The sequence below is a fragment of the Paraburkholderia polaris genome, from assembly GCF_012927345.1.
GTDB lineage: Bacteria > Pseudomonadota > Gammaproteobacteria > Burkholderiales > Burkholderiaceae > Paraburkholderia > Paraburkholderia polaris.
The window spans coordinates 51,872-71,624 of sequence record NZ_JABBGJ010000030.1 but is presented as its reverse complement, the minus strand read 5'-3'; the positions used below and the strand labels follow the sequence as shown (position 1 = coordinate 71,624).

The 19,753-nt window shown below is 59.5% G+C and carries 15 protein-coding genes; 11 read left to right on the top strand and 4 right to left on the bottom strand.

From position 1 onward, the window contains the following. Window positions 1-25 precede the first annotated feature (25 nt). Together HHL24_RS26115 and HHL24_RS44835 are read right to left on the bottom strand one after the other, a co-directional pair. The gene (locus HHL24_RS26115) at window positions 26-6,253 is read right to left on the bottom strand and encodes an RHS repeat-associated core domain-containing protein (RefSeq protein WP_169488240.1); all 6,228 of its coding nucleotides are present in this window, start codon (window positions 6,251-6,253) and stop codon (window positions 26-28) included. A gap of 225 nt (window positions 6,254-6,478) precedes the next feature. Beyond that, window positions 6,479-6,766, bottom strand: coding sequence for an RHS repeat domain-containing protein (locus tag HHL24_RS44835; protein ID WP_329606741.1), 288 nt, complete (start codon window positions 6,764-6,766; stop codon window positions 6,479-6,481). Window positions 6,767-7,137: 371 nt separating this feature from the next. On the opposite strand from HHL24_RS44835, the gene gspG reads away from it, so the two are divergent. From gspG to HHL24_RS26055, 11 genes are all read left to right on the top strand, one after another. Next, window positions 7,138-7,563 carry a type II secretion system major pseudopilin GspG gene (gspG, locus tag HHL24_RS26105; RefSeq protein WP_169488239.1) on the top strand — a complete coding sequence of 142 codons (426 nt, stop codon included), beginning with the start codon at window positions 7,138-7,140 and terminating at the stop codon, window positions 7,561-7,563. 37 nt (window positions 7,564-7,600) lie between these two features. Beyond that, window positions 7,601-8,860, top strand: a complete 1,260-nt coding sequence (locus HHL24_RS26100; protein ID WP_169488238.1) for a type II secretion system F family protein — start codon at window positions 7,601-7,603, stop codon at window positions 8,858-8,860. Further along, on the top strand, window positions 8,857-10,581 hold the full coding sequence (locus HHL24_RS26095; protein WP_169488237.1) for a GspE/PulE family protein: 1,725 nt from the start codon (window positions 8,857-8,859) through the stop codon (window positions 10,579-10,581). The genes HHL24_RS26100 and HHL24_RS26095 overlap by 4 nt, the downstream gene beginning before the upstream one ends. Window positions 10,582-10,651: 70 nt before the next feature. Next, entirely contained in the window at window positions 10,652-11,392 is a 741-nt protein-coding gene (locus HHL24_RS26090) for a hypothetical protein (RefSeq protein ID WP_169488236.1), read from the top strand. Then, the gene (locus tag HHL24_RS26085) at window positions 11,393-11,947 is read left to right on the top strand and encodes a PilN domain-containing protein (RefSeq protein ID WP_169488235.1); all 555 of its coding nucleotides are present in this window, start codon (window positions 11,393-11,395) and stop codon (window positions 11,945-11,947) included. Beyond that, on the top strand, window positions 11,944-12,522 hold the full coding sequence (locus HHL24_RS26080; RefSeq protein ID WP_169488234.1) for a hypothetical protein: 579 nt from the start codon (window positions 11,944-11,946) through the stop codon (window positions 12,520-12,522). Before HHL24_RS26085 ends, HHL24_RS26080 begins: the two co-directional genes overlap by 4 nt. Window positions 12,523-12,815: 293 nt before the next feature. Further along, on the top strand, window positions 12,816-13,133 hold the full coding sequence (locus tag HHL24_RS26075) for a hypothetical protein (protein WP_169488233.1): 318 nt from the start codon (window positions 12,816-12,818) through the stop codon (window positions 13,131-13,133). An 11-nt stretch (window positions 13,134-13,144) separates the two neighbouring features. After that, window positions 13,145-15,505 carry a secretin N-terminal domain-containing protein gene (locus HHL24_RS26070; RefSeq protein WP_169488232.1) on the top strand — a complete coding sequence of 787 codons (2,361 nt, stop codon included), beginning with the start codon at window positions 13,145-13,147 and terminating at the stop codon, window positions 15,503-15,505. 1 nt (window position 15,506) lies between these two features. Further along, window positions 15,507-15,989 (top strand): type II secretion system protein, encoded by a 483-nt coding sequence (locus HHL24_RS26065; RefSeq protein ID WP_169488231.1) that lies wholly within the window; start codon window positions 15,507-15,509, stop codon window positions 15,987-15,989. Continuing rightward, window positions 15,964-16,380, top strand: a complete 417-nt coding sequence (locus HHL24_RS26060; RefSeq protein WP_230417567.1) for a prepilin-type N-terminal cleavage/methylation domain-containing protein — start codon at window positions 15,964-15,966, stop codon at window positions 16,378-16,380. The genes HHL24_RS26065 and HHL24_RS26060 overlap by 26 nt, the downstream gene beginning before the upstream one ends. Continuing rightward, window positions 16,374-16,844 carry a hypothetical protein gene (locus tag HHL24_RS26055; protein ID WP_169488230.1) on the top strand — a complete coding sequence of 157 codons (471 nt, stop codon included), beginning with the start codon at window positions 16,374-16,376 and terminating at the stop codon, window positions 16,842-16,844. The genes HHL24_RS26060 and HHL24_RS26055 overlap by 7 nt, the downstream gene beginning before the upstream one ends. A gap of 45 nt (window positions 16,845-16,889) precedes the next feature. On the opposite strand, the gene HHL24_RS26050 is transcribed toward HHL24_RS26055, so the two are convergent. Together HHL24_RS26050 and HHL24_RS26045 are read right to left on the bottom strand one after the other, a co-directional pair. Further along, on the bottom strand, window positions 16,890-18,413 hold the full coding sequence (locus HHL24_RS26050) for a CoA-acylating methylmalonate-semialdehyde dehydrogenase (RefSeq protein WP_169488229.1): 1,524 nt from the start codon (window positions 18,411-18,413) through the stop codon (window positions 16,890-16,892). Window positions 18,414-18,627: 214 nt separating this feature from the next. Next, complete coding sequence (locus tag HHL24_RS26045; RefSeq protein WP_169488228.1) at window positions 18,628-19,584, bottom strand: LysR family transcriptional regulator; 957 nt, start codon at window positions 19,582-19,584, stop codon at window positions 18,628-18,630. Window positions 19,585-19,753: the final 169 nt, after the last annotated feature.

Sequence of the window (19,753 nt, the reverse complement as noted above, 5' to 3'; positions counted from 1 at the left end):
ATAAATTGGACGCTCTAGCAGAGCGCTAGAACCCCGAAGCGGAAGGTCTATGCTTCAAAGTCCCATCTCCAAGCTGCGTTGACTGCAGTGTATAGAAAACACTTCCAAGCGGATCATCTTTGATGCCGTTCCAAATTGCTGTCGCGGCTTGTGTGACGGTAGATGTCACAGACGCGACGGCAACAGTTGCCGTCTTCGCGATGCCGCTGAGATACCCGCCTTGCGTATTCGAACACGTCATGCAACTTGGAAAAAGACGTTGCGACTGGCCAGCAGCAATAGAAGTGGGCGGCATGTGATCTCCAACAAATTTCCCTGATGTCGTTCCAGGATCCGAGCTACCACAGATGTGACAGCCGGCCTCTTTTCCGATCTCGGTGACTGCTTTCGATTCAGATGCAGTTACTTTCGTGCCCGTCGCAGGCAAGCTCTTTGTGGCAAATGGCCCCGGCTCAAACGTCTTGATGATCGCTTTCACGACATCAGAGACCGGACTCTCTCCATTCGGATCTGTGAAGTTAACCGGGTTGTTGCCAACATAGGCATACAGGTTTAAGTCCGCAGCGCTGCCCACCGGATCCGTCTGCAGAAACCGCCCCAACGCCGGCGAGTACATCCGCGCCTTGTAATAATACAGCCCCAACCGCGCCACGTAGTGCTGCCCCGTGTACAGGAAGCGTGAGAACGGCTGAGTCCCGGTGGTCTCCCCGAACGGCCCATACTTCACACTGTCGATCGTCGCGCCTGCGCTATTCGCCGACGACACAATGCTACCCTGATGATCCGCGTACAGAAACATCTTCGCGTTTGTACCCGCACCCTCGTACTGCACCAGCGGCGCATCCACACCGGGGCCGAACACATAGCGAAACTTCATCGCCCCGGCAGCATCGTACTCCGCCGCCAGATTCTGACCGTCATACAGCAGGTTGGTGTCTACCTCGTTGTAGGTCAGCCGCACCAGCCGCCCTTCCGCGTCGTAGCCCAACCTCGCGTCCGTGCCCCGCCGGTACGCCGTCTTCATCCGGTTGTCCAGGTCGTAGGAGTACTGCCAGATCCCCTCGCCCGTCAGGTTGCCATTACGGTCGTACGTGAACGCATCGCTCCAGCCTCCCGTGTACTGGTTCAGCGCGTTCGTCTTCAAGGTGGCGTCCCACACCTGCGGCGGGTTCGCGTACTGGCTGGTCGTCACACGGGTTTGCCTGATCTCTCCCACCTGGTTGCGCGTGAAACTCGCCAACCAGTCCTCGGCGCTGCTCGTAAACCGGTGGTTCAGGTTCGACACCCCACCCTGACTGTCGTACGCCACCTCTGTGCGCGTACCGTTGCCCAGATCCACCTGGGTCCGCCGGTTCAGCGCGTCGTAGGTGTATTTCGCCAGGTTCTGCGTGCCGTTCTCAAGCATCTGCGTGGGCCGGCCGTAGCCGTCGTACTTCGTGGTCACATGGAAACCATCCGGCCACGCGGTGTCTGTCACGTTGCCCGCCGCATCGTAGGTGTAGCGCAGCGTCTTACCCGCCGCGCTCGTCTGCGTCAGTTGGCCCAGACCGTCGTAGCTGTTCGTGATCGTGTGACTGCCGTCGCTGTACTGCGATGCAGTCTTCAGGCTCCGCAGATCGTAGCTGTACTGCACATTGCCCACGCCGCCCGGGAACGTGCGCGTCGCCAGCCGGTTCAACGCGTCGAAGCTCTGCTCCACCGTCTGGCCATCGCGCTTCCTGTGCGCGATCAGGTTGCCATTCGCGTCCCACGTGTACTGGTCGTAGTTGTTCGCATCGCCCATGCCCGGCTGGCCGTCCAGTGGATAGTGCGTGCGGTACAGCCGGTCGTGACCGTCGTACACGTTGACCGTTGTATTGCCTTTCGCGTCGGTCGTCAGCGCCACCGTCCCGTTCGGGTTATAGGTATAGCTCACGTAGCTCTGTTCGAGACTCGTCCCCACCGCCTTGCGGATGCTCTTCACGCTGTCGTCCGCGTTGTACACCGTCTCGGTAACGCGGTTGCTGCCTTCGGTTGAGCCGAGGTAACGAGTCACCCGGTATGGACGGTGATGGTCGTCGTACGCCGTACCGGTCATAGGCGTCGGTACTGTCCGCACCGGACAGGTGGTCACGCCAGCGGTCTTCGCCGGACCCCATACCAGATCTACGTCGCCCATTGGGTTGTAGCTCTTGCACTTCACCATCGCACCACCGTCGATTGCGACGCCGCGGCTAATCTCGCGGCTGTCCGAGTCGTAAGTGATCACCTCGTCACTTGCGAGCAGGTTCGCGTTCGTGCGGATCACGTTGCCGCGCTTGTCGTAGGTATTGGTGACGGTCGCCATGCCGTCGCGCTTGCTCGTGAGCAGGCGGCCTTCATTGTCGAAGGTGGTCACGGTCTTGATTGCCTGACCGCCTGCATCCTGGGTCGTGATTGACGGCGTGTAGTCGGCTGCATAACTGATCGTCGTCGCGGTGCTCCGCGTTGCGTCGATTTTTTCGGTCACGCGCACCGGGCGATAGAGCGGCTGATAGTTGCCGCTACCTGCGGGTGTCACAGACTCATAGCCAACAGTCACACTTGGCGCCACGCCGTTGACCGCAGGCCTCGTCACGCTGTACACCTGACCGACAGCGGTATATAGGGTCCGCGTGACCTGGCCTCGAGCGTCCGTAGCGGTGCTAACCTTGCCGGATGTCTGGTCGTAGGTGAAACGGTCGGTCAACACCGGATCGCCGGTGCCCGGCTTGGGATACCGGGACACCGTCACGATATTATGCGTGCAGCCCCTCACATAGCCGGTTCCACTCATTGCGCAAGTCGCGTCATCGTAGGCAAACTCGGTGCGGTTGCCCTCGGGACGTGTTTCGCGGACCAGCCGGTTCTGGCCGTCGTAGTCTTTGATCGTCCAGTTGCCCATTGGATCGCCGACCTGCACCAGATTCCCCTCGCCGTCCAGGTAGTGCGTGCGGCTCGATCCCCCCGGGCCGACTTCCTCGCTGCGGTAGCCGGCGAAGTAGTAGTTGAACAAGTTGCCCGCGGCGCTGGTCTGCGTCCGTACCCGGGCCAACGTGTCATAGGTATTGGTGACGACCGCGGTGTACGGCAGGCTCGGCTGATAGAACTTCGTCATCCGCCCGGGCTGGTCGTACTCGAAGCGCGTCGTGAATCCGTCCGGATCGGTCGCGCTAGCCAGGTTGTCATTGCCGTCATACGCGTAGCGCACCGTCTGTAGCGGGCTATTAACGCTTTGCAAACGGTTGTTCGAATAGGTCAGCGTGAGGCTGCGGCCGACGTTATTGTCCACCCGGGTCAGCACGTCGCCGTTCCAGGTGAAATTAATCGCCTTGCCGTCGGGCTGATCGTATCTGTACGCGTTGCCGAGGCTGAACAAATATTTCCCACCACTAAGTGTCGTGTAGTACGTCGTAGCGCCATTGAGCGAAAGAAGCACAGCTTTGCCCGGCGGCGAGCTAAAGCTGCCATCGGGCAGGCGCACGAACACGTCGCTGTTCAGGCCGAACGTCGCAATCCGGGTGTTATCGACCAACTGGTCGCCAAACCAGCGCTGCGCCACCACCGCGCTCAGAAACTTTTCAGCCGGAGCCAACTGATCATTCAGCAGATCGAGTGACGCTTTGTGTTCGACGATCGTGCCGACAGCGTCGAGTGCGAGGCGGTCGCCCAGCCCGAGGAAACCATCGGACGCGGTGCGAAGACGGATATCGTAGTTGTGCGTCCAGCCTTTGCCGAGTGCACCGCTCTGATTCTTCATGCCGCTGCTGTAGAAGCGCTGGAAGTTCAGACTGTCGGGTGCGTCACCGTAGCCTGTCTTGAGATCCAGATGCTCATACAGGAAGTTGCCGTGAACCATGTCGATCGGATCGCCTGCGCTCAGCGCCGGTCCTGAGTAAAACGTGATGCCTTGTGGGGACTGCGAATTGTTGATCGCGGCAACGTTGTAGACAGGCGCTGACGTTGGCATCGTGAAGTAGCCACCCGAATACCCACCGCTGATGCTCGCGCCGAGCAGGCGGACTTTGCCGGTTCCGAGTACGAAGTAGCCGACGCCTTTCCAGCTATTTTCGGTCAGTTGGCAATTGCCCGGAATCAGTAACCGGTAGCCCTGGTTCAGATAACTCTGGAAGTTGCCGAGATGAGCCTGGCAGTTAGCCAGCGCGGGCTGAATCACATTCGAGTAGTGACCGCCGCCCGTGTTGTAGATTGTCTGCCCTTGACTCATCGCCATATCGAGCAGCTTCACGGTGGACACCGCCGACACGCCCGAGGTTTGATTGACCGCGGTCGACTCAAGGATCGAAAGATGCATCCCGTTGCTGTCGAACACCGCCTTTTCCAGATTCGTGTCGCCGGCCATCTGGACGGTCGAACTCATGTTGCTCGGCAAATCGACATACGGGCCATTGTAGAAACCGGCCACGCCGACCTGGTGCTGCTGGACCGAATACGCATTCGCGAGGCGGTCGGTAATAGAGGCGCTGGCCGTCGTCTGCGACACCCATTGCGCGCCCATCACGCCAAGGCTTGCGCCGAGCACGGGCTCACTCGTATCGGCATTGCCGGCCGCACGGACGTTTTCCAGATACTTAAGATAGCTCTGCGACAGCCCGCGGCCGGTCGGCCCCCAGCCGTTGACAATCAGGTAGGTGCCACCGCCCTTGATGTGCTGGTCGAACGCATGATCGGAATCTGCGTTGGGATACGCGTTATGCCACACGATAAAGCTCACGACACTGTCTGCGCCCGGCGCGACAGCGCTTCCCGGCGCACCGATTGTCTGGCCGTCAAGTTTGAGCACGGGCTGGTTCGACGCGTTGTACGTGATCGTCAGGCGTTTGCCGTAAATCGCGTCGGACGTGAAGGTCTGATCGATGCCTTGATAAACCACACGGACAGTGGGCTTGAAGCCGGCCGGAATGTCCGTCCACTCCTCGGCGTTCCAGCGCGTATCCAGCAGTGGATTCTGGGTCTGCCGAACGGCACCACCGTAGAAAGGCGTGATCGCTTTACCCCCGATGATGTCGCTGAGAGTGGCCGTCGGCTTGTTCTTGCGAATCCAGCTAGCGAGGTTAGTCGCGGAGGTCTGCAGGTCCGAGCGAATACCGGTCCGGTTCAGACTGCGCACCAGATCGGGCGTGACCGTCGCACCGGTCGTGGCGTTCTTCAGGAACGACGCTGCGTTGTAGCCGGCAGCCACATTCAGATCCACACCGGACTTGACTGTGTGCGGCTTGTAGCTGGGGTCGAAGGTGTACCAGGTCCCGCCGATATTTGCCTTGACCCACAGGTGCTCGATCGAGATCTCGGTCATCGCGGCATTCAACCCGGGGCAACTGCCCGCCTGCGTCGCGCTAATGCTGTAAACCGGAACCTGAGTCTGGCCCATCAGGTTCAGAACGGCGCAAGCGTTGCTGGCCGGGACGCCGTACCAGTCAGCGAACTGCTGCGCGCTGAGCTTGATCACGCCGCGCACGAACCGCGCGTCGTAGCCTGAGGTACGCAGCAGCGACACCATCAGCTGCGCCTGGTCAAATGCGCTGCCCTGGTTATCGAGCACCGCGCCGAGCGCACCTTTGTGGATGCCGCGCACCGGGTCGATTTCAATGTTGTTGCGAACGAACTGATAAATCAGGTCGGGGTTGTAGCGCAGCGCACGGGCGAGCTCGTCGATCGACGCGGGGCCGGGCGGCGCATCGTTGCTGACGATTCCGTTCGCGCCGGTGATGCCGGCACCGCGCAGCAGTCCTTTCTTCGGCTGCTCGAAGTTCTGCAAATGAACGCCCTCGGCAGCGGCGTGCGCGCGCTGCAGATCGAGCTTCGGCAGTGTTTCGATCGCGCCATTGGCGTTGATACCCGTCGGCAACTCACGAGCTACCTGCTCGTCGTGTGCGGTGGCCTCAGCTTCAGTAACCGGGGGCATGACTGCGCGCAAGCTGTTTGGCTGCGGAGCGAACTCCACGCCAGACTGAGCTGGGGCGGCTCGTAACAACTTCGGCGCGCTGGCTGTGGAAGACTCACGTCCACGGCGAATAAGCGGCTGCTGCTGGGTTTGCTGGGCGTTCGCGGCGGCGTCTTTGTCGACGACGACGGGCGTGGTTCTGGAGAACTCGACGTTACCGGCTTCGGCAGTGCCGAAAAACAGAGCCAGCATGCCCGTGAGTGCTGTAAGCACAACAAGGCGAACCGATTCGCGTTTGCGGGCAGCGCGACGACTGGTCGCGCGGATTTCTACGTATGCGGCCTCGGGCATCGAACCATTTCCTCGAGTGTTGGTGTTTTTAGTTGCTGTGATCGAATTTGCGCGCAGAGAGCCCCCTCCCTTGTGCGCAAGGGATAAATGCTTTCGCAGGGGCAAGCGGGACAATCAGACGTCGTGGCGTCCATCTGCACGCGGCTTAAAGCGTGCAGATGGAGTTGCAATCGGCGCTACCGACTTATCCCGACGGCTGTCCGGCGCGGACGGTCAGAATGGAGCTTATGAAGGCGACGTGCTGACAACGCTGGTACGGTTACCGGCAGCGTCATAGCTATAGGTGATGGTGGTGGTTTTACCACCGTCGCTGTAGGCGACCTTTGTCAGTCTTCCCAGCGCGTCATAGGTGTAGTTAGTGTCGCTGGCGGAAACCGCCGATGTGGAAGCCGTTAGCAAAACGAAGCTGATCGCAAGACCGACTGCCGGCCGTGTTCCCTTGTACTCCTTCCACTTGCGAGCTGCGCCGCGTAGTTTGCCCGGCCTGCTTTCCGACGATTCTCTGCTGCTCACTTCGCTATACCCCCTCTTTCAACTTGTACTGGTCATGACGCACATCGAAGCCGGTCAGGTGAATCGCGCTGCCATTAGTGCGCCGATACGGCATTATTTTGGCCACGCCACTGACCCGTGTTCGCTTCACCATACTCCATGCATTACTAACTTGTAACCGATATTACAGAACACTTAACACACGATCAACATCAAATTTTTCTACCGATTAGAAATCCAAATTAAATCAAACGCATCAAATGAAAATGTCAAATTAGGTGACAAAGTATTGCCATCCCATCCGAGGATGTGCAATTCTCCGGATCCGCCTGCCGGGGTGCCGCGCATTAAACCCAGTCGGCAAAATAGGCCAAACAACACTTAGTAAAACGATGAAAAATGTAAAGGCACGTGACCAACGCGGCTTCACGCTGCTCGAACTGCTAGTTGTTCTGGTAATCATCGGCCTGCTCGCTGGCATTGTCGGTCCGCGGCTGTTTGCCAATGTGGACAAATCCAAAGTGACCACGGCAAAGGCACAGATCAACGTTTTGAGCAAAGCGGTTGACCAGTTGCGGCTGGATATCGGCCGTTACCCTACGGCACAGGAAGGATTGACCCTGCTTACGTCGCCACCCGCCGACGGCACTCCCGGCTGGAACGGCCCTTATCTGACCAAAGCCGTGCCGCTGGATCCGTGGGGCATGGCGTACCACTACGTCTTTCCCGGCACGCGCAATTCGGATTACGACATCGTGTCGAATGGCGCTGAAAAGCAAGGTGCGAGCGGCAACGCAAACGCGGAAATCCACAACTAGGCCAAGCGCGGCTGTAACAGGTAAGTGACCTAGGATCGTGACGAAATTTGTCTTGCTCGGGCTGAATGCGCGTGGGGAATTGCAGCAGTTTGACCTGCTCGCCGCGAACCGAAAGGATGCGCAGCAGGAAGGCGTGCGGTGTGCGAGGCAAGCCGGGGTACAGGTGGTCGATATCTGTGCTGCCGGCGCCGGCACGGCAAGATCGCCGCGCGCGCGCATTTCTCTCACCAGCTTGTTCCGGCGCAACCGTTTCGATTTATCCCTGTTCGTGTACGAACTGCTGGCACTACTGCGCGCCGGACTCGCCTTGACCGAGGCGCTGGAAACGCTCGACGAGCGTCGGCGGCAGAACAGTGCCGGCACGTCAGTTGAGGAGAAAGGTTATTACGTCCTGCCCGAACTGATTCGCCTGATGCAAGAGGGCAAGTCGTTTTCAGTCGCATTGGCCGCGCATCCAGACTGCTTTTCTGGGTTGTTTGTCGCTATGGTTTCAGCAAGCGAGCAGACAGGTGGGATGACGCAGGCGCTAGAGCGATATCTTCAATATGACGGTCAGGTGAGCCTCGTGAGGCAAAAACTGATCGCAGCCTCACTCTATCCGGCCATGCTTCTGATAACGGGAACGGTCGTCGCTTTCTTTCTGATCTGGTTTCTCGCACCGCGCTTCGGGCATGTGTACGAGGGGATGACGCATACCGAGTTGCCTCTGCTGTCGCGATGGCTGATCAGCTTTGGGCTCTTCGCCAGCGATCACACAACCGCATCGCTGGCCTGCCTGACCGTTACGCTCGCCGCCGCAGCCGCGCTGCCGATGCGTCCGGCGGTGCAGCAGCAATGCGTCGCAACGCTCGCTCGAATCGAATGGATAGGCGGAATATTGAAGTTGATGCAGTTGACCCGCTTCTATCGCTCGCTTGGAATGCTGCTGCAAGGTGGCGTTGCGCTACTGCCATCACTTGAAATGACGCGAGAGCTTTTGCCCCTCACGCTTCAGGCCGGCCTGACAAGATCGATGTTGAGCATTGCGCAAGGCAAGAAGATGAGCCAGAGCTTGCAGCATGAAAACCTGATGACCTCGGTTGCGTTGCGTCTGTTGCGTGCCGGCGAACGCAACGGTCAGATCGCTGGAATGCTGGAGCAGGCGGCACTGTTTCATGAACGGGAAATCATGCAGTGGGTTGAGCGGTTTGCGCGCCTGGTTGAGCCGGTACTGATGCTGGTAATGGGATTGGGAATCGGGCTGATCGTCGTGTTGCTGTACTTGCCTATTTTCGACCTGGCTGGGAGTCTGCAATGAGCAACTCCGCAGCCGAGGCGCTCGTCGAACCCGCTCAGAAAGCCTTGCTGCTCAAGCGAGCGCGCGAACTCGCGCTCACCGGCGGCGAAGCCGTTCTGAGCGCGCTGGAAAGGCTTGCCGGATTGTCTCTCGATGAGGCATTGCAGTTTGCCTCGCGCGAAAGCGGCATGCCCGTTCAGCGGCTAACGCAAATGGAAGCGATGACCCCGGATTTTTCGGTGTTCAGTTACGCGGAATGCCTCAAGCAAAACTGCGTCGTTCTGAATAATGCCGCAGACGGTGGCAGAGACGACGGCAGCAGCGAACCCAGCCGGATTTTTGTCTGTGACGATCCGTGGAACGAATCGCTGATTTCACTCGCGAGTTATCGGCTGGTGGGCTATTTCGACGTGGCATGCGCGCATCCACTCGAACTGAAGGTCTTGCTCGCACGTTATGGCAGCGATCAGGAGGCACTGACTCAACTGATTCAGCTCGACCGGTCGGATACCGGCGCGCTGGACGCTGAAGAGATTTCTCTCGCGTCGATCGCCAGCGACGAGAGCCAGGTCGTGCGCCTCGTGAATTCGACGCTTTACGACGCTCATCGAAACCGCGTCTCCGACATCCATTTTGAGAACTCCCTGCGCGGACTGACAATCAAGTATCGGATCGATGGCGTGATTTCTACTGCACGCGCACTGCCCGACCCCAGTCTGGCCGAGCAGGTCATCTCACGTTTGAAGGTGATGGCCGAACTGGATATCGGCGAAAAACGGATTCCACAAGATGGACGGTTCTCAGTATCCATCCAGGCGCGCGAGGTTGATTTTCGCGTGTCGATCATGCCCGGCCTGTTCGGTGAAGATGCGGTCCTGCGTATCCTGGACCGGCAGTCGCTGACAACCGATATGGCGCAATTGAATCTGGACATGCTGGGTATCGATGCGACGACGCGTCAGGTGATGCGCAGACTGGCGAATCAGCCATACGGGATGCTACTTGTGACTGGACCAACCGGCTCTGGCAAAACGACCACACTGTATGCGACGCTTTCCGAGATCAAGCGTGGCGACGACAAGATCATCACCATCGAAGACCCCGTCGAGTATCAACTCGAAGACATCCTGCAGATTCCGGTAAACGAAAAAAAGGGGCTGACGTTTGCTCGCGGACTGCGCTCCATTTTGCGGCATGACCCTGACCGGATACTGGTCGGCGAGATCCGTGACCGCGAAACCGCGGAGATCGCGATTCAGGCCGCCCTGACGGGCCATCTGGTCTACACGACTGTCCATGCAAACAACGTGTTTGACGTGCTAAGCCGTTTCCGGCATATGCAGATAGACCCCTATAGCTTCGTCACGGCGCTGAACGGGGTGGTGGCGCAGCGGCTCGTCCGGCTCGTTTGCACTCAATGCGCAGCACCGTTTATCCCGGACGACGCGCTTCTGCAGGACTCTCGTATTACGCGTGAGCAGTTGGCGAACGGCCGTCTGATGAAAGGGTCGGGGTGTGGACATTGCCGCGGCAGTGGTTATCGCAGCCGGCGCGCATTGGCCGAAGTGCTGACGCTGGACGACGACCTGCGCGAAGCCATTTTGCAACAGATGCCGGCAAGCCAGCTAAAGGAAATGGCACGCCAACGCGGCATGCGTTTTATGCGAGAACAAGCCGTCGACGCGGTGCGCCTCGGTCAGACCACCCTGGAGGAAATTAACCGTGTCACGTTTACTGGCTAGTCGGCTGATTCAATTGGTTAAGAGGGTCTTCAGTCTGCTCGCCAGAATCGGCCAGCATGAACGGCTTTGCGTGTATCTCAGCCGAAACGAGTTGGCGGTTTGCGTCGTAACCGGCCGCTTCCGGCCCGTGGTACGGAGTAAAACGATTCTGCCTTCCACCGCATCGGACAACGATGGCACGCATAGCGTTTCCGTTGCGCTCACCGCGTTGACCACGTGGTTATGCGCGCATCCGCTCCGAAGTTCGATCGATTGGGTCATCGGTATCGACCATGTGCGCTATTTGCTGTTGCCGTGGGACGAACGCCTCGCGAGCCAATCGTTCTGCAACACGCTGGCGGCCGCGCTATTCGCTCAGCAATCCACAGCGGGTGAAATTCCGTTCTCCGCGTATCAGATGCGCTTGGCCCCGCTCTCGTTCGGCCGGCCGCTATTGGCGGCACTGATCCCGAGCGAAGTCGTAAAAGAACTCACCACCTTCGCATCCCGCCACCAGAGCCGCACTCAGCGCATTACGCCGGCGTTGAGTGCGGTCTGGGACTGTTTCTTTGTCCGCATTAAAAATGATTCCGGCGTATTGGCGCTCGTCGAAGGACAGCGTCTGCTGCGCGTGACATATGACCATGGGCACGTCAGTTCTCTATCCGTCCAGCCCTTCTCCGGCAGACGGACAGCGGCCATTCCAAGCGACGTGACGCTCGCTTTCCCGGCACGGAATCTCACGATGGCGGCAGCCGGCGACCTGGCACTGCAAGGCTTGGCGTCCGACGATGACGCGCGCTTTGCATATGCGCTCTGCGGGATGGTCTGAATGGCCCGTCTACGCTGGAATTTTGCCCCGCGGCGTGGTTGGACTCAACCGTGTTCGATCGTCTGCGTCGTCGCGCTGGCTGGCTGCATCCATGCATTGTGGTGGCGGCATGACCTGCTTCAGCGGCGAGAGCACGTGGTCGGGCAAGCGCAGGAAGTGTTTCGCTTCGCAGCGGCCCGCGACCATCGGGATGCCTCCCCGCCACCTGCCGCACTCAACCAGGTGTTTGCGGAGATGCGCTACCCGTGGAGCGACATGCTCGACAGCCTGCAGCGGGTGACCAAACCCAGCCTTGACCTGCTCACACTGCAAGCGGACGCCGGTGCGATCCGCCGTGTGCATATCAGCGCGGTGGCGAACCAGGCCCAAGACGTGTTCGAACTGATCGCGGCGCTGCAGGGTGACCACGCCTGGTCCTCGGTGCAACTGATCAGCCAGACGAGAAACGACGAGACCGGCGCGCCACGCGCCAACGGCTCCGCACTTCCGGGACTACCCACCGCCTCCCCTCGCAACATTTCGTTTTCGCTGGTAGCCGAATGGGGCCGACCGTGAACGGGAAAAAACTTCGGCAAATCGTCTCCTGGCACCTCGCGTGCGTCTTGAACCGGGTGAAGTGGCAACACACCACTGCAATGGGTCTGCTGGCCTTGTGGGCAATGCTGGTCGGCACGATAGATTGGCCACTGCACGTGGAAACGCGGCAGATGACATTGCAGTTAGCGCAGCACACGGCCCTGGAACCGACAAGACCGCCCCCAGCCGCGCAGCAGTTAGCGCCGCGTGATCTGACGCATGAATTCATGGCGTCCCTGCCCGGATTTGAAAAGTATCCAGAACAGCTTCGCGAGTTGAACTTGCTGGCGGACAAAAGCAGCGTCGTCATCATGCGCATCGATTATCGTTACGAACAGATGCCTGCGCTGCCGATCAGGAAGCTGACTCTGCGCATGGACTTAAGAGGAGATGAAGCGCAGCAGCGCAGATTCTTGCAAGCGACGCTGAACGCCATTCCGAATCTTTCGATCACGCGCCTTGCGTTTGCGAAGAGCGCCGACGGTGCCGCCAAGGTCGAGCAGAAGCTGGATGTGAATCTGTATTACCAATCGCGCCAGAAGGCCTCTGCATGAGGCCGACTGTTTCAACACCGGTCCAGTCGGTATTGGTGGCGACGATAGTGGGCTCCGTCGTCCTGCTACTCCGCCCTGAACCGGTCGAGCTGACTCTGCCTGTCGCGTCGCGGACATCAGCCGCGACACGACAGCAGATCGCCGCGCCGAAGATCGCGAATCGCGAGGACCGGCCGTGGAGCCGCCCTCTGTTGCCCGAGACCGTAGCGCCCAGGACGGTCGCGCCCAAGACTTCGGAATTGCCCCCTCTCCCGCCGCCCGGATTTAATCCGGACGCAGGTTCGACGCCGCCCTTGCCTCCCCTCCCAGCCGCGCCAATGCAGCCGGATGTGGTGTATCTGGGCCGCATGATCAAGGACGGCAAAGTGAAGGTATTTTTCGCATCAAACGGCGATCCGGTTGTCTTGAGCACGGGCGACGTGCTCAACGGTAGCTGGCGCGTTCAGGCAATTTCGACAACGGAAGTCGCGCTGCATCACTTGCAAACCGGGGAAACGCGCCGGGTTGCAATGGGAGGCAGCACCGATCCGCATCCAGGTAGCGTGGCAACGGTTCAGATCGGCCAACGTTTTCTCGCGAGCCAACCCATACAACAGCAAAAGACCGACTAACAGGCAGACGGATGAGTAATGAGCAGTTTGGGTATCAGCGTTTGTGCACGCACGCACTCACGTATGTGCAACGGCTGGCGCTAGCGTTGTGCATCGGCGCACTTGTATCTGCCGTCGGCGGCTGTGCCGGCTACAACGACTGGCGCGATGGAAACACGCTGCTCAAAGAAGGCAGGGTCGGCGAAGGCTTAGGGCGGATGCAGCAGGCGTCACTGGAAAACCCACAACAGTACCGGATGAAGTTCATTGCCCAACGTGATCAGCAAGTGCAATCGCTGATGCAAAAGGCGGCGGCGGCGCGCTATAACGGCTATGCGGACGAGGCACTCGCAGCGTATCAGGAGATATTGCACTACGACCCGCAGAATACGGAGGCGTTGCGTGGCGTTGGGTTGATCGCACGTGAGCAACGCGAAAAGACTGAACTGGAAGAGGCCAGGTCTGCGCTCGGCAAAGGCGATGCCGCCACCGCCAGGCAACAGCTGAATGCAATCCTGTCGGAGAATCCGGGGCATGCCCCGGCACGCCAGATGTTGCAGCAGATCGACGCACAATACACACGTGCTGCAATGGTGCTGCCGGCGCTGAACCAGTCGTTGCAGACGCCGGTTACGTTGGAATTGAGAGATGTGGAGATTCGCTCCATCCTTTCGATCCTGACACAGACATCCGGCATCGGGTTCGTACTGGACAAGGACGTGAGTCCCGAGCTACGCGCCACCATTTACGCCAGAAATACCACAGTAATCGATGCGCTGAACCTGATTCTCCAGACCTCACAACTCGACAAAAAGATCCTGAACGACAGCACGGTTCTTATCTACCCCGCCACCGACGAGAAAAGAAAGCGCTATGACGACCTGGTCGTGCGGTCCTATTACCTGAACAGCGCCGATCCAAAGAAAATCCAGGAGATGCTACGCACAGTGGTTGCGCCGAAGTCGATATACGTGGACGAGCGGCTCAAAATGTTGGTGGTGCGTGACACTGAATCGGTCCAGGACACCATTGTTCGTCTGCTCGACTTATACGACATTGCCAGCCCCGAGGTAATCCTCGACGTGGAAGTACTGGAGGTCAATTCCAACGACCTGCTTAACCTTGGCATCCAGTTTCCCACTAGCGTCAGCGCAAGCCTTGTTGGTCCAGCAGGCGTGCCTGCCAGCCTGACCATCGATCAACTGAAAGGCCTGAACAAGAACAGCTTCCCGTTGACCTTTCCCGACCCTCTCGCTGTCTTGAACCTGCGCCAGACCAGCGGCAGTACACACACGCTGGCCAACCCGCGCATTCGCGTGCTCAATCGGGAGAAGGCCAGTGTGCTGATCGGCGACAAGGTACCTGTAATCACCTCTACGGTGAACCAGACTTCCAATGCCATCACCGAGTCAGTCAGTTATCTTGATGTCGGCTTGAAGTTGGAAGTGGAACCTGAAATTCATGTCGACAACGATGTGACGATGCGAGTCGCGCTAGAGGTAAGCAATATCGTCAAGGAGGTTCGCTCTTCGGCCACAGGCCTGCTTGCATACCAGATCGGTACGCGCAACGCGAATACGGTATTGCGCCTGCACGAGGGCGAAACTCAGGCGCTGGCAGGATTGATCAAAACCGACAGCCAGGAATCCGGTACTCATATTCCCGGCTTGGGGAAAATTCCGGTGCTCGGGCGCCTATTTTCTAACGATAGCGACAGTAATACCCGCTCCGAAATCGTCTTGCTGATTACGCCGCACGTGGCACGTTCGCTGGCGATGCCGAACGCTTACGCGCAGGCATTCCCGAGCGGAACCGCCGAGCAGGTGTCGACCCGGCCGCTGCGCCTGACGCCCGCGGCACAGTACAGCGATGCGGATAGCCTGCCTCCTCCAGCGGCTTCGACGGCGGATACCGCGGTCGCCGCGCCGCCAGCATCAGGGCCTGGCGCCGCTGCGATTGCGTCATCCCCCGGCGCTCGGGTTCTCGGCTCCTCGCCCAATCCACAGGATCGGGCAGACGCTGTCCGTTTCGATCTGGCCGTGCCTTCACAAGCCGCATCAAAAACCGGCTTTACCGTCAATCTGCTTGCCAATGGCCCCAGCTTTGAAAAGGCGGAACTCGATCTCGTGCTGGACCAGTCCGAGATCCAATTGCTCAAGATTGAGCCGCGCGCCGGCGTTGCGCTCGATGCGAAGCAGAATGGCAATAGCCTTCATATTTCGATCGGCAAAGCGATAGCCGATGGCTCACTCGCAATGATCACACTTCAGGCGGATCACCCGTCAAACGGGCCCGTCAATCTGTCATTACAGAACCTGAAGGTGGAGAAAGAAAACCATGCGCAGATTGCGAGCACGGTGGCCTTACCCAAACAGATCGTGGTATCCCCGTGAGATGAAGCAGAAACCTCTGGATTCCGGCTTCACCCTGATCGAGATGATCGTCACGGTCGCACTAGTGGCAATCATTGCGTCGGTTGCGACACCATTCGTCAAATTGCATCAGCAGCGTGAGAAGGAGCGCGAACTAAAAGAGGCGTTACGAGAAATCCGGACCGCGATCGATGCCTACAAACAAGCGGGCGATGAAGGCCGGATTTCACGCTCACTCGATTCCACCGGTTATCCGGGATCCCTGGACGAACTGGTGACCGGCGTCGTGGATCGGCGCGACCCGAAAGGGAGGAAGATTTACTTTCTGCGCCGTGTGCCGCGCGATCCGATGAATCCTGCGCCGTCGAGGCCCGCTCAAGACAGTTGGGGGCGGCGCAGCTACGCCAGCGAAGCCGACGATCCACGAGATAACGGCGATGTGTACGATGTATTCTCGCTGAGCGACCGGAAGGGAACCAATGGCATCCCTTATCGACAATGGTGAAATGATGATGGCCCCGCAAAAGCAGAATCGTGGCTTCACGCTGATTGAATTGCTGGTCGTGCTCGCAATCGTGGCGACGCTGCTCTCGATCGTCGCGCCGCGCTATGTTCATCAGACGGACCGCGCAAAGGAAGCGGCGTTAAAAGCCAATCTATCTGTTTTGCGCCGAGCGCTGGACGAGCATTACAGCGACACCGGCAAATATCCGGAAAACCTTTCCGCGCTGACCGAGCAACACTATCTGCGGGCCCTGCCGGTGGACCCGGTGACTAACCGCTCAGACAGTTGGGTGCCGGTGCCGGGCACCGATGAAGACGACAAAACCATCATCGATGTGAAGAGTGGCGCGCAGGGCAAGGCGCTAGACGGCACGGAATTCAGCTCATGGTGACCAGCTTCCCAAGTTTCGCGCGCCAGCGAGGCGTCGCGTATTTCTGGGCACTGCTGATGGTGCTGGTCATCACGCTGGGTCTTGGCAAACTGCTGGAGGATGCGGCGAGGTCAAACCAGCGTGCTCGTGAAGCGGAACTGCTGTACACCGGCAACCTGTATCGGGACGCAATTCGGCAATACTGGCAGAGTACGCCAGTCGGCGCACGGCCGTATCCGGAGAAACTTGACGATCTACTGCGCGACCCACGCTATCCCGTGATACGCCGCTATCTGCGCAGGCTCTATCCCGATCCGATAACAGGACAGACTTTCGCGCCGATTCCTGCGCCCGGCGGCGGGGTGATGGGGGTACGCAGCACGTCGCTGCGAAAACCCGTCAAGGTAGCCGGATTCAAGACGAATCAGATAGCATTTTCCGCGGCGCAGAGTTACCAACAGTGGGAGTTCAGTTATGCACCATGACGAAGTGTCATGGTGCCATGCGATGCGGCAGCTGGACTTTGTTAATTACTTCGCAACCGGCATCGTGAACTCCGCACCCTTCGCGATGCTATCCGGCCAGCGCTGCATGATGCTCTTGTAGCGCGTATAGAAACGCACACCTTCTTCGCCATACGCATGGTGATCGCCGAACAGCGAACGCTTCCAGCCGCCGAACGAGTGCCATGCCATCGGCACCGGAATCGGCACATTGATGCCGACCATGCCCACCTGAATCTGCCGGCCGAACGCGCGCGCCACGCCGCCATCCGACGTGAAGAGCGACACGCCGTTGCCGAACTCGTGCGCGTTGATCAACGCGACCGCGCTCGCGAAATCGGGCACACGGACCACCGCCAGCACCGGGCCAAAGATTTCTTCCTTGTAAATCTTCATCTCCGTGCCGACCTGATCGAACAGCGTTCCGCCGATGAAGAAACCGTCTTCGCTCGTGACCGGATGCGCGCGGCCATCGACGATCAGTTTCGCGCCTTCCGCCACGCCCGAGTCGATATAGCCGGCCACCTTGGCCTTATGTTCGGCTGTAACCAACGGACCCATTTCGGCGTCGAGGTTTTCGCCGTTCTTGATCACCAGTGACTTCACGCGCGGCACCAGGCGCTCGATCAGTTCATCGGCAACATTGCCGACCGCCACCGCGACCGAGATCGCCATGCAGCGCTCGCCGGCGGAACCATAGGCCGCGCCGATCAAGGCGTCGACAGCCTGATCCAGATCGGCATCCGGCATCACCACCAGATGATTCTTCGCGCCGCCGAGCGCCTGCACACGCTTGCCGCGCTTCGATGCTTCCGTATAGATGTATTCGGCAATCGGCGTGGACCCGACAAACGACAGCGCCGCGACGTCCGGGTGTTCGATCAGCGCATCCACGGCCACCTTGTCGCCGTTCACGACGTTGAACACGCCGTCCGGCAAACCGGCTTCCTTCAGCAGTTCAGCAATGCGCAACGACGCCGACGGATCACGCTCCGACGGCTTCAGCACGAACGTGTTGCCGCAAGCCAGCGCAACCGGGAACATCCACATCGGCACCATCACCGGGAAATTGAACGGCGTGATCCCCGCCACCACGCCCAGCGCCTGACGCAGATTCCAGTTGTCGATGCCGCCGCCGATCTGGTCGGTGAAATCGGTCTTCAGCAGGTTCGGAATGCCGCAAGCGAATTCGACAACCTCAATGCCGCGCACCACTTCGCCTTGCGCGTCCGTGAACACCTTGCCGTGTTCGCGCGTAATCAGCATGGCGAGTTCGTCGTGGTGTTTGTTCAGCAGTTCCTTGAACTTGAACAGAATGCGGGCGCGCTTGATCGGGGCGGTTTCGCTCCAGGCGGGAAAGGCGGCCTTCGCGGCCTTGACCGCCGCGTCCACTTCCTCGACCGACGCCAACGCGACCGAGCCGGTCACCTGGCCGGTAGCGGGATTGAAGACGTCCTTGAACCGGCCGCTAGATGATGCAACCGGCGCGCCGCTGATGTAATGGCCCAACTGCTGCACCGACAACTTCGCTTGTTCGTTCACTGCATTCATTTCGTTACCTCAAGTTCGGGATAGGCCGCAAGCGTTGACCTGCCAACTGTATCGACGGTGCCGGTCCTATTCCCGATACAGCACAATAAAACCGCGCCTCACTGTATTGTTTTTCGCGTGGCAACTGTACTGGTCGACGAAACCGGCGCAACGTCAGGAAAGGATGTCCATTCCGCGACTCTGCCCGGGGGCGCCTCCGCACGCCAGGTCCGCGTCAAAAGCCGCCCACGCCACGCGTGACGAGTGCATACGGCCCCCTCGTCAGTTGCTCCCTGAGAAACTCGATACACACCTGGATCCTTGCCGACGACGACAGGCGCTCCGCCGTCACGGCCCAGACGTCCGCCGATTGCAGATAGTCCGGCAACACCCGCACCAGTTCGCCCGCGCGCAGGCTCTCAGCCACATCCCAGATCGACACCATCACCACCCCGTAGCCGTCTTTTGCCCACTGAACGACGATGTCGCTCAGATTCGACGCGACGGTCCCGGTCACCTTCACGCTCTTCTCGCCGTTCGGCCCGCTCAGGCGCCAGACGCCGAAGCGGTCGTCGCGCCCGCGAAACAGCAGGCAGTCGTGCTGAGCGAGGTCGCTTAAATCCACAGGCACACCGCGACGCGCCAGATACTCTGGCGACGCGCAAAGAATGCGCGCGCTATCCACCATCTTGTGCGCGATCAGGTGAGGCTCCTGCACTTCTCCCACACGAATATCGATGTCGAAGTTTTCACCGACCAGGTCGGCACGCCGGTCCAGCAATTCAAGCCAGATCTCCAGATTCGGGTGGCGCTGACGCAGCATCGAAAGTATCGGCGAAACATGTTCGCGCCCCAGCCGCAGGCTCGTGCTGATACGCAGCAAGCCTCGCAACTCCGTGCGGCGATCGGCGAATGCGTCGGCCATGCCCTGCACGTCGTCGAGTATTTTCTGCGCCCACTGCAAAGCGGCTTCGCCGTCGCTCGTCACGCTGACCCGGCGCGTGGTGCGCTGGAACAGCTTGACGCCGAGACTCGCTTCCAGCATCGCAATTCGCTTGCTCACGTGCGAAGGCGACAGTCCCATTTCCGTCGATGCCGCGACGAAACTGCCCCGGCGCGCGATGTTGCAGAACAGCAGAAGATCGCGCAGGAAAGACTCATTGCTGGCTGTGAGCGCATTCTGATTTTCCATTTGGCCGCATTGTGTCGGTGCAGAACCACATTACCCTAGCCTCAACGGTTGGATCAGGCAAGCGGAGCTGATCAGACAAAATGCTCCGGATACCAAAACACTGGTTAACCCTGTTCTACCGGCTGCTCTGCCCACCGGCAGCGTATTTCGACACCCGCACCGAGCCACC

Excerpts from the sequence above, each read along its gene's own strand:
- HHL24_RS26115 (WP_169488240.1), bottom strand. The coding sequence starts at position 6,253 with ATGCCCGAGGCCGCATACGTAGAAATCCGCGCGACCAGTCGTCGCGCT.
- gspG (WP_169488239.1), top strand. The coding sequence starts at position 7,138 with ATGAAAAATGTAAAGGCACGTGACCAACGCGGCTTCACGCTGCTCGAA.
- HHL24_RS26065 (WP_169488231.1), top strand. The coding sequence starts at position 15,507 with ATGAAGCAGAAACCTCTGGATTCCGGCTTCACCCTGATCGAGATGATC.
- HHL24_RS26060 (WP_230417567.1), top strand. The coding sequence starts at position 15,964 with ATGGCATCCCTTATCGACAATGGTGAAATGATGATGGCCCCGCAAAAG.
- HHL24_RS26050 (WP_169488229.1), bottom strand. The coding sequence starts at position 18,413 with ATGAATGCAGTGAACGAACAAGCGAAGTTGTCGGTGCAGCAGTTGGGC.
- HHL24_RS26095 (WP_169488237.1), top strand. The coding sequence starts at position 8,857 with ATGAGCAACTCCGCAGCCGAGGCGCTCGTCGAACCCGCTCAGAAAGCC.
- HHL24_RS26085 (WP_169488235.1), top strand. The coding sequence starts at position 11,393 with ATGGCCCGTCTACGCTGGAATTTTGCCCCGCGGCGTGGTTGGACTCAA.
- HHL24_RS26055 (WP_169488230.1), top strand. The coding sequence starts at position 16,374 with ATGGTGACCAGCTTCCCAAGTTTCGCGCGCCAGCGAGGCGTCGCGTAT.
- HHL24_RS26070 (WP_169488232.1), top strand. The coding sequence starts at position 13,145 with ATGAGTAATGAGCAGTTTGGGTATCAGCGTTTGTGCACGCACGCACTC.
- HHL24_RS26045 (WP_169488228.1), bottom strand. The coding sequence starts at position 19,584 with ATGGAAAATCAGAATGCGCTCACAGCCAGCAATGAGTCTTTCCTGCGC.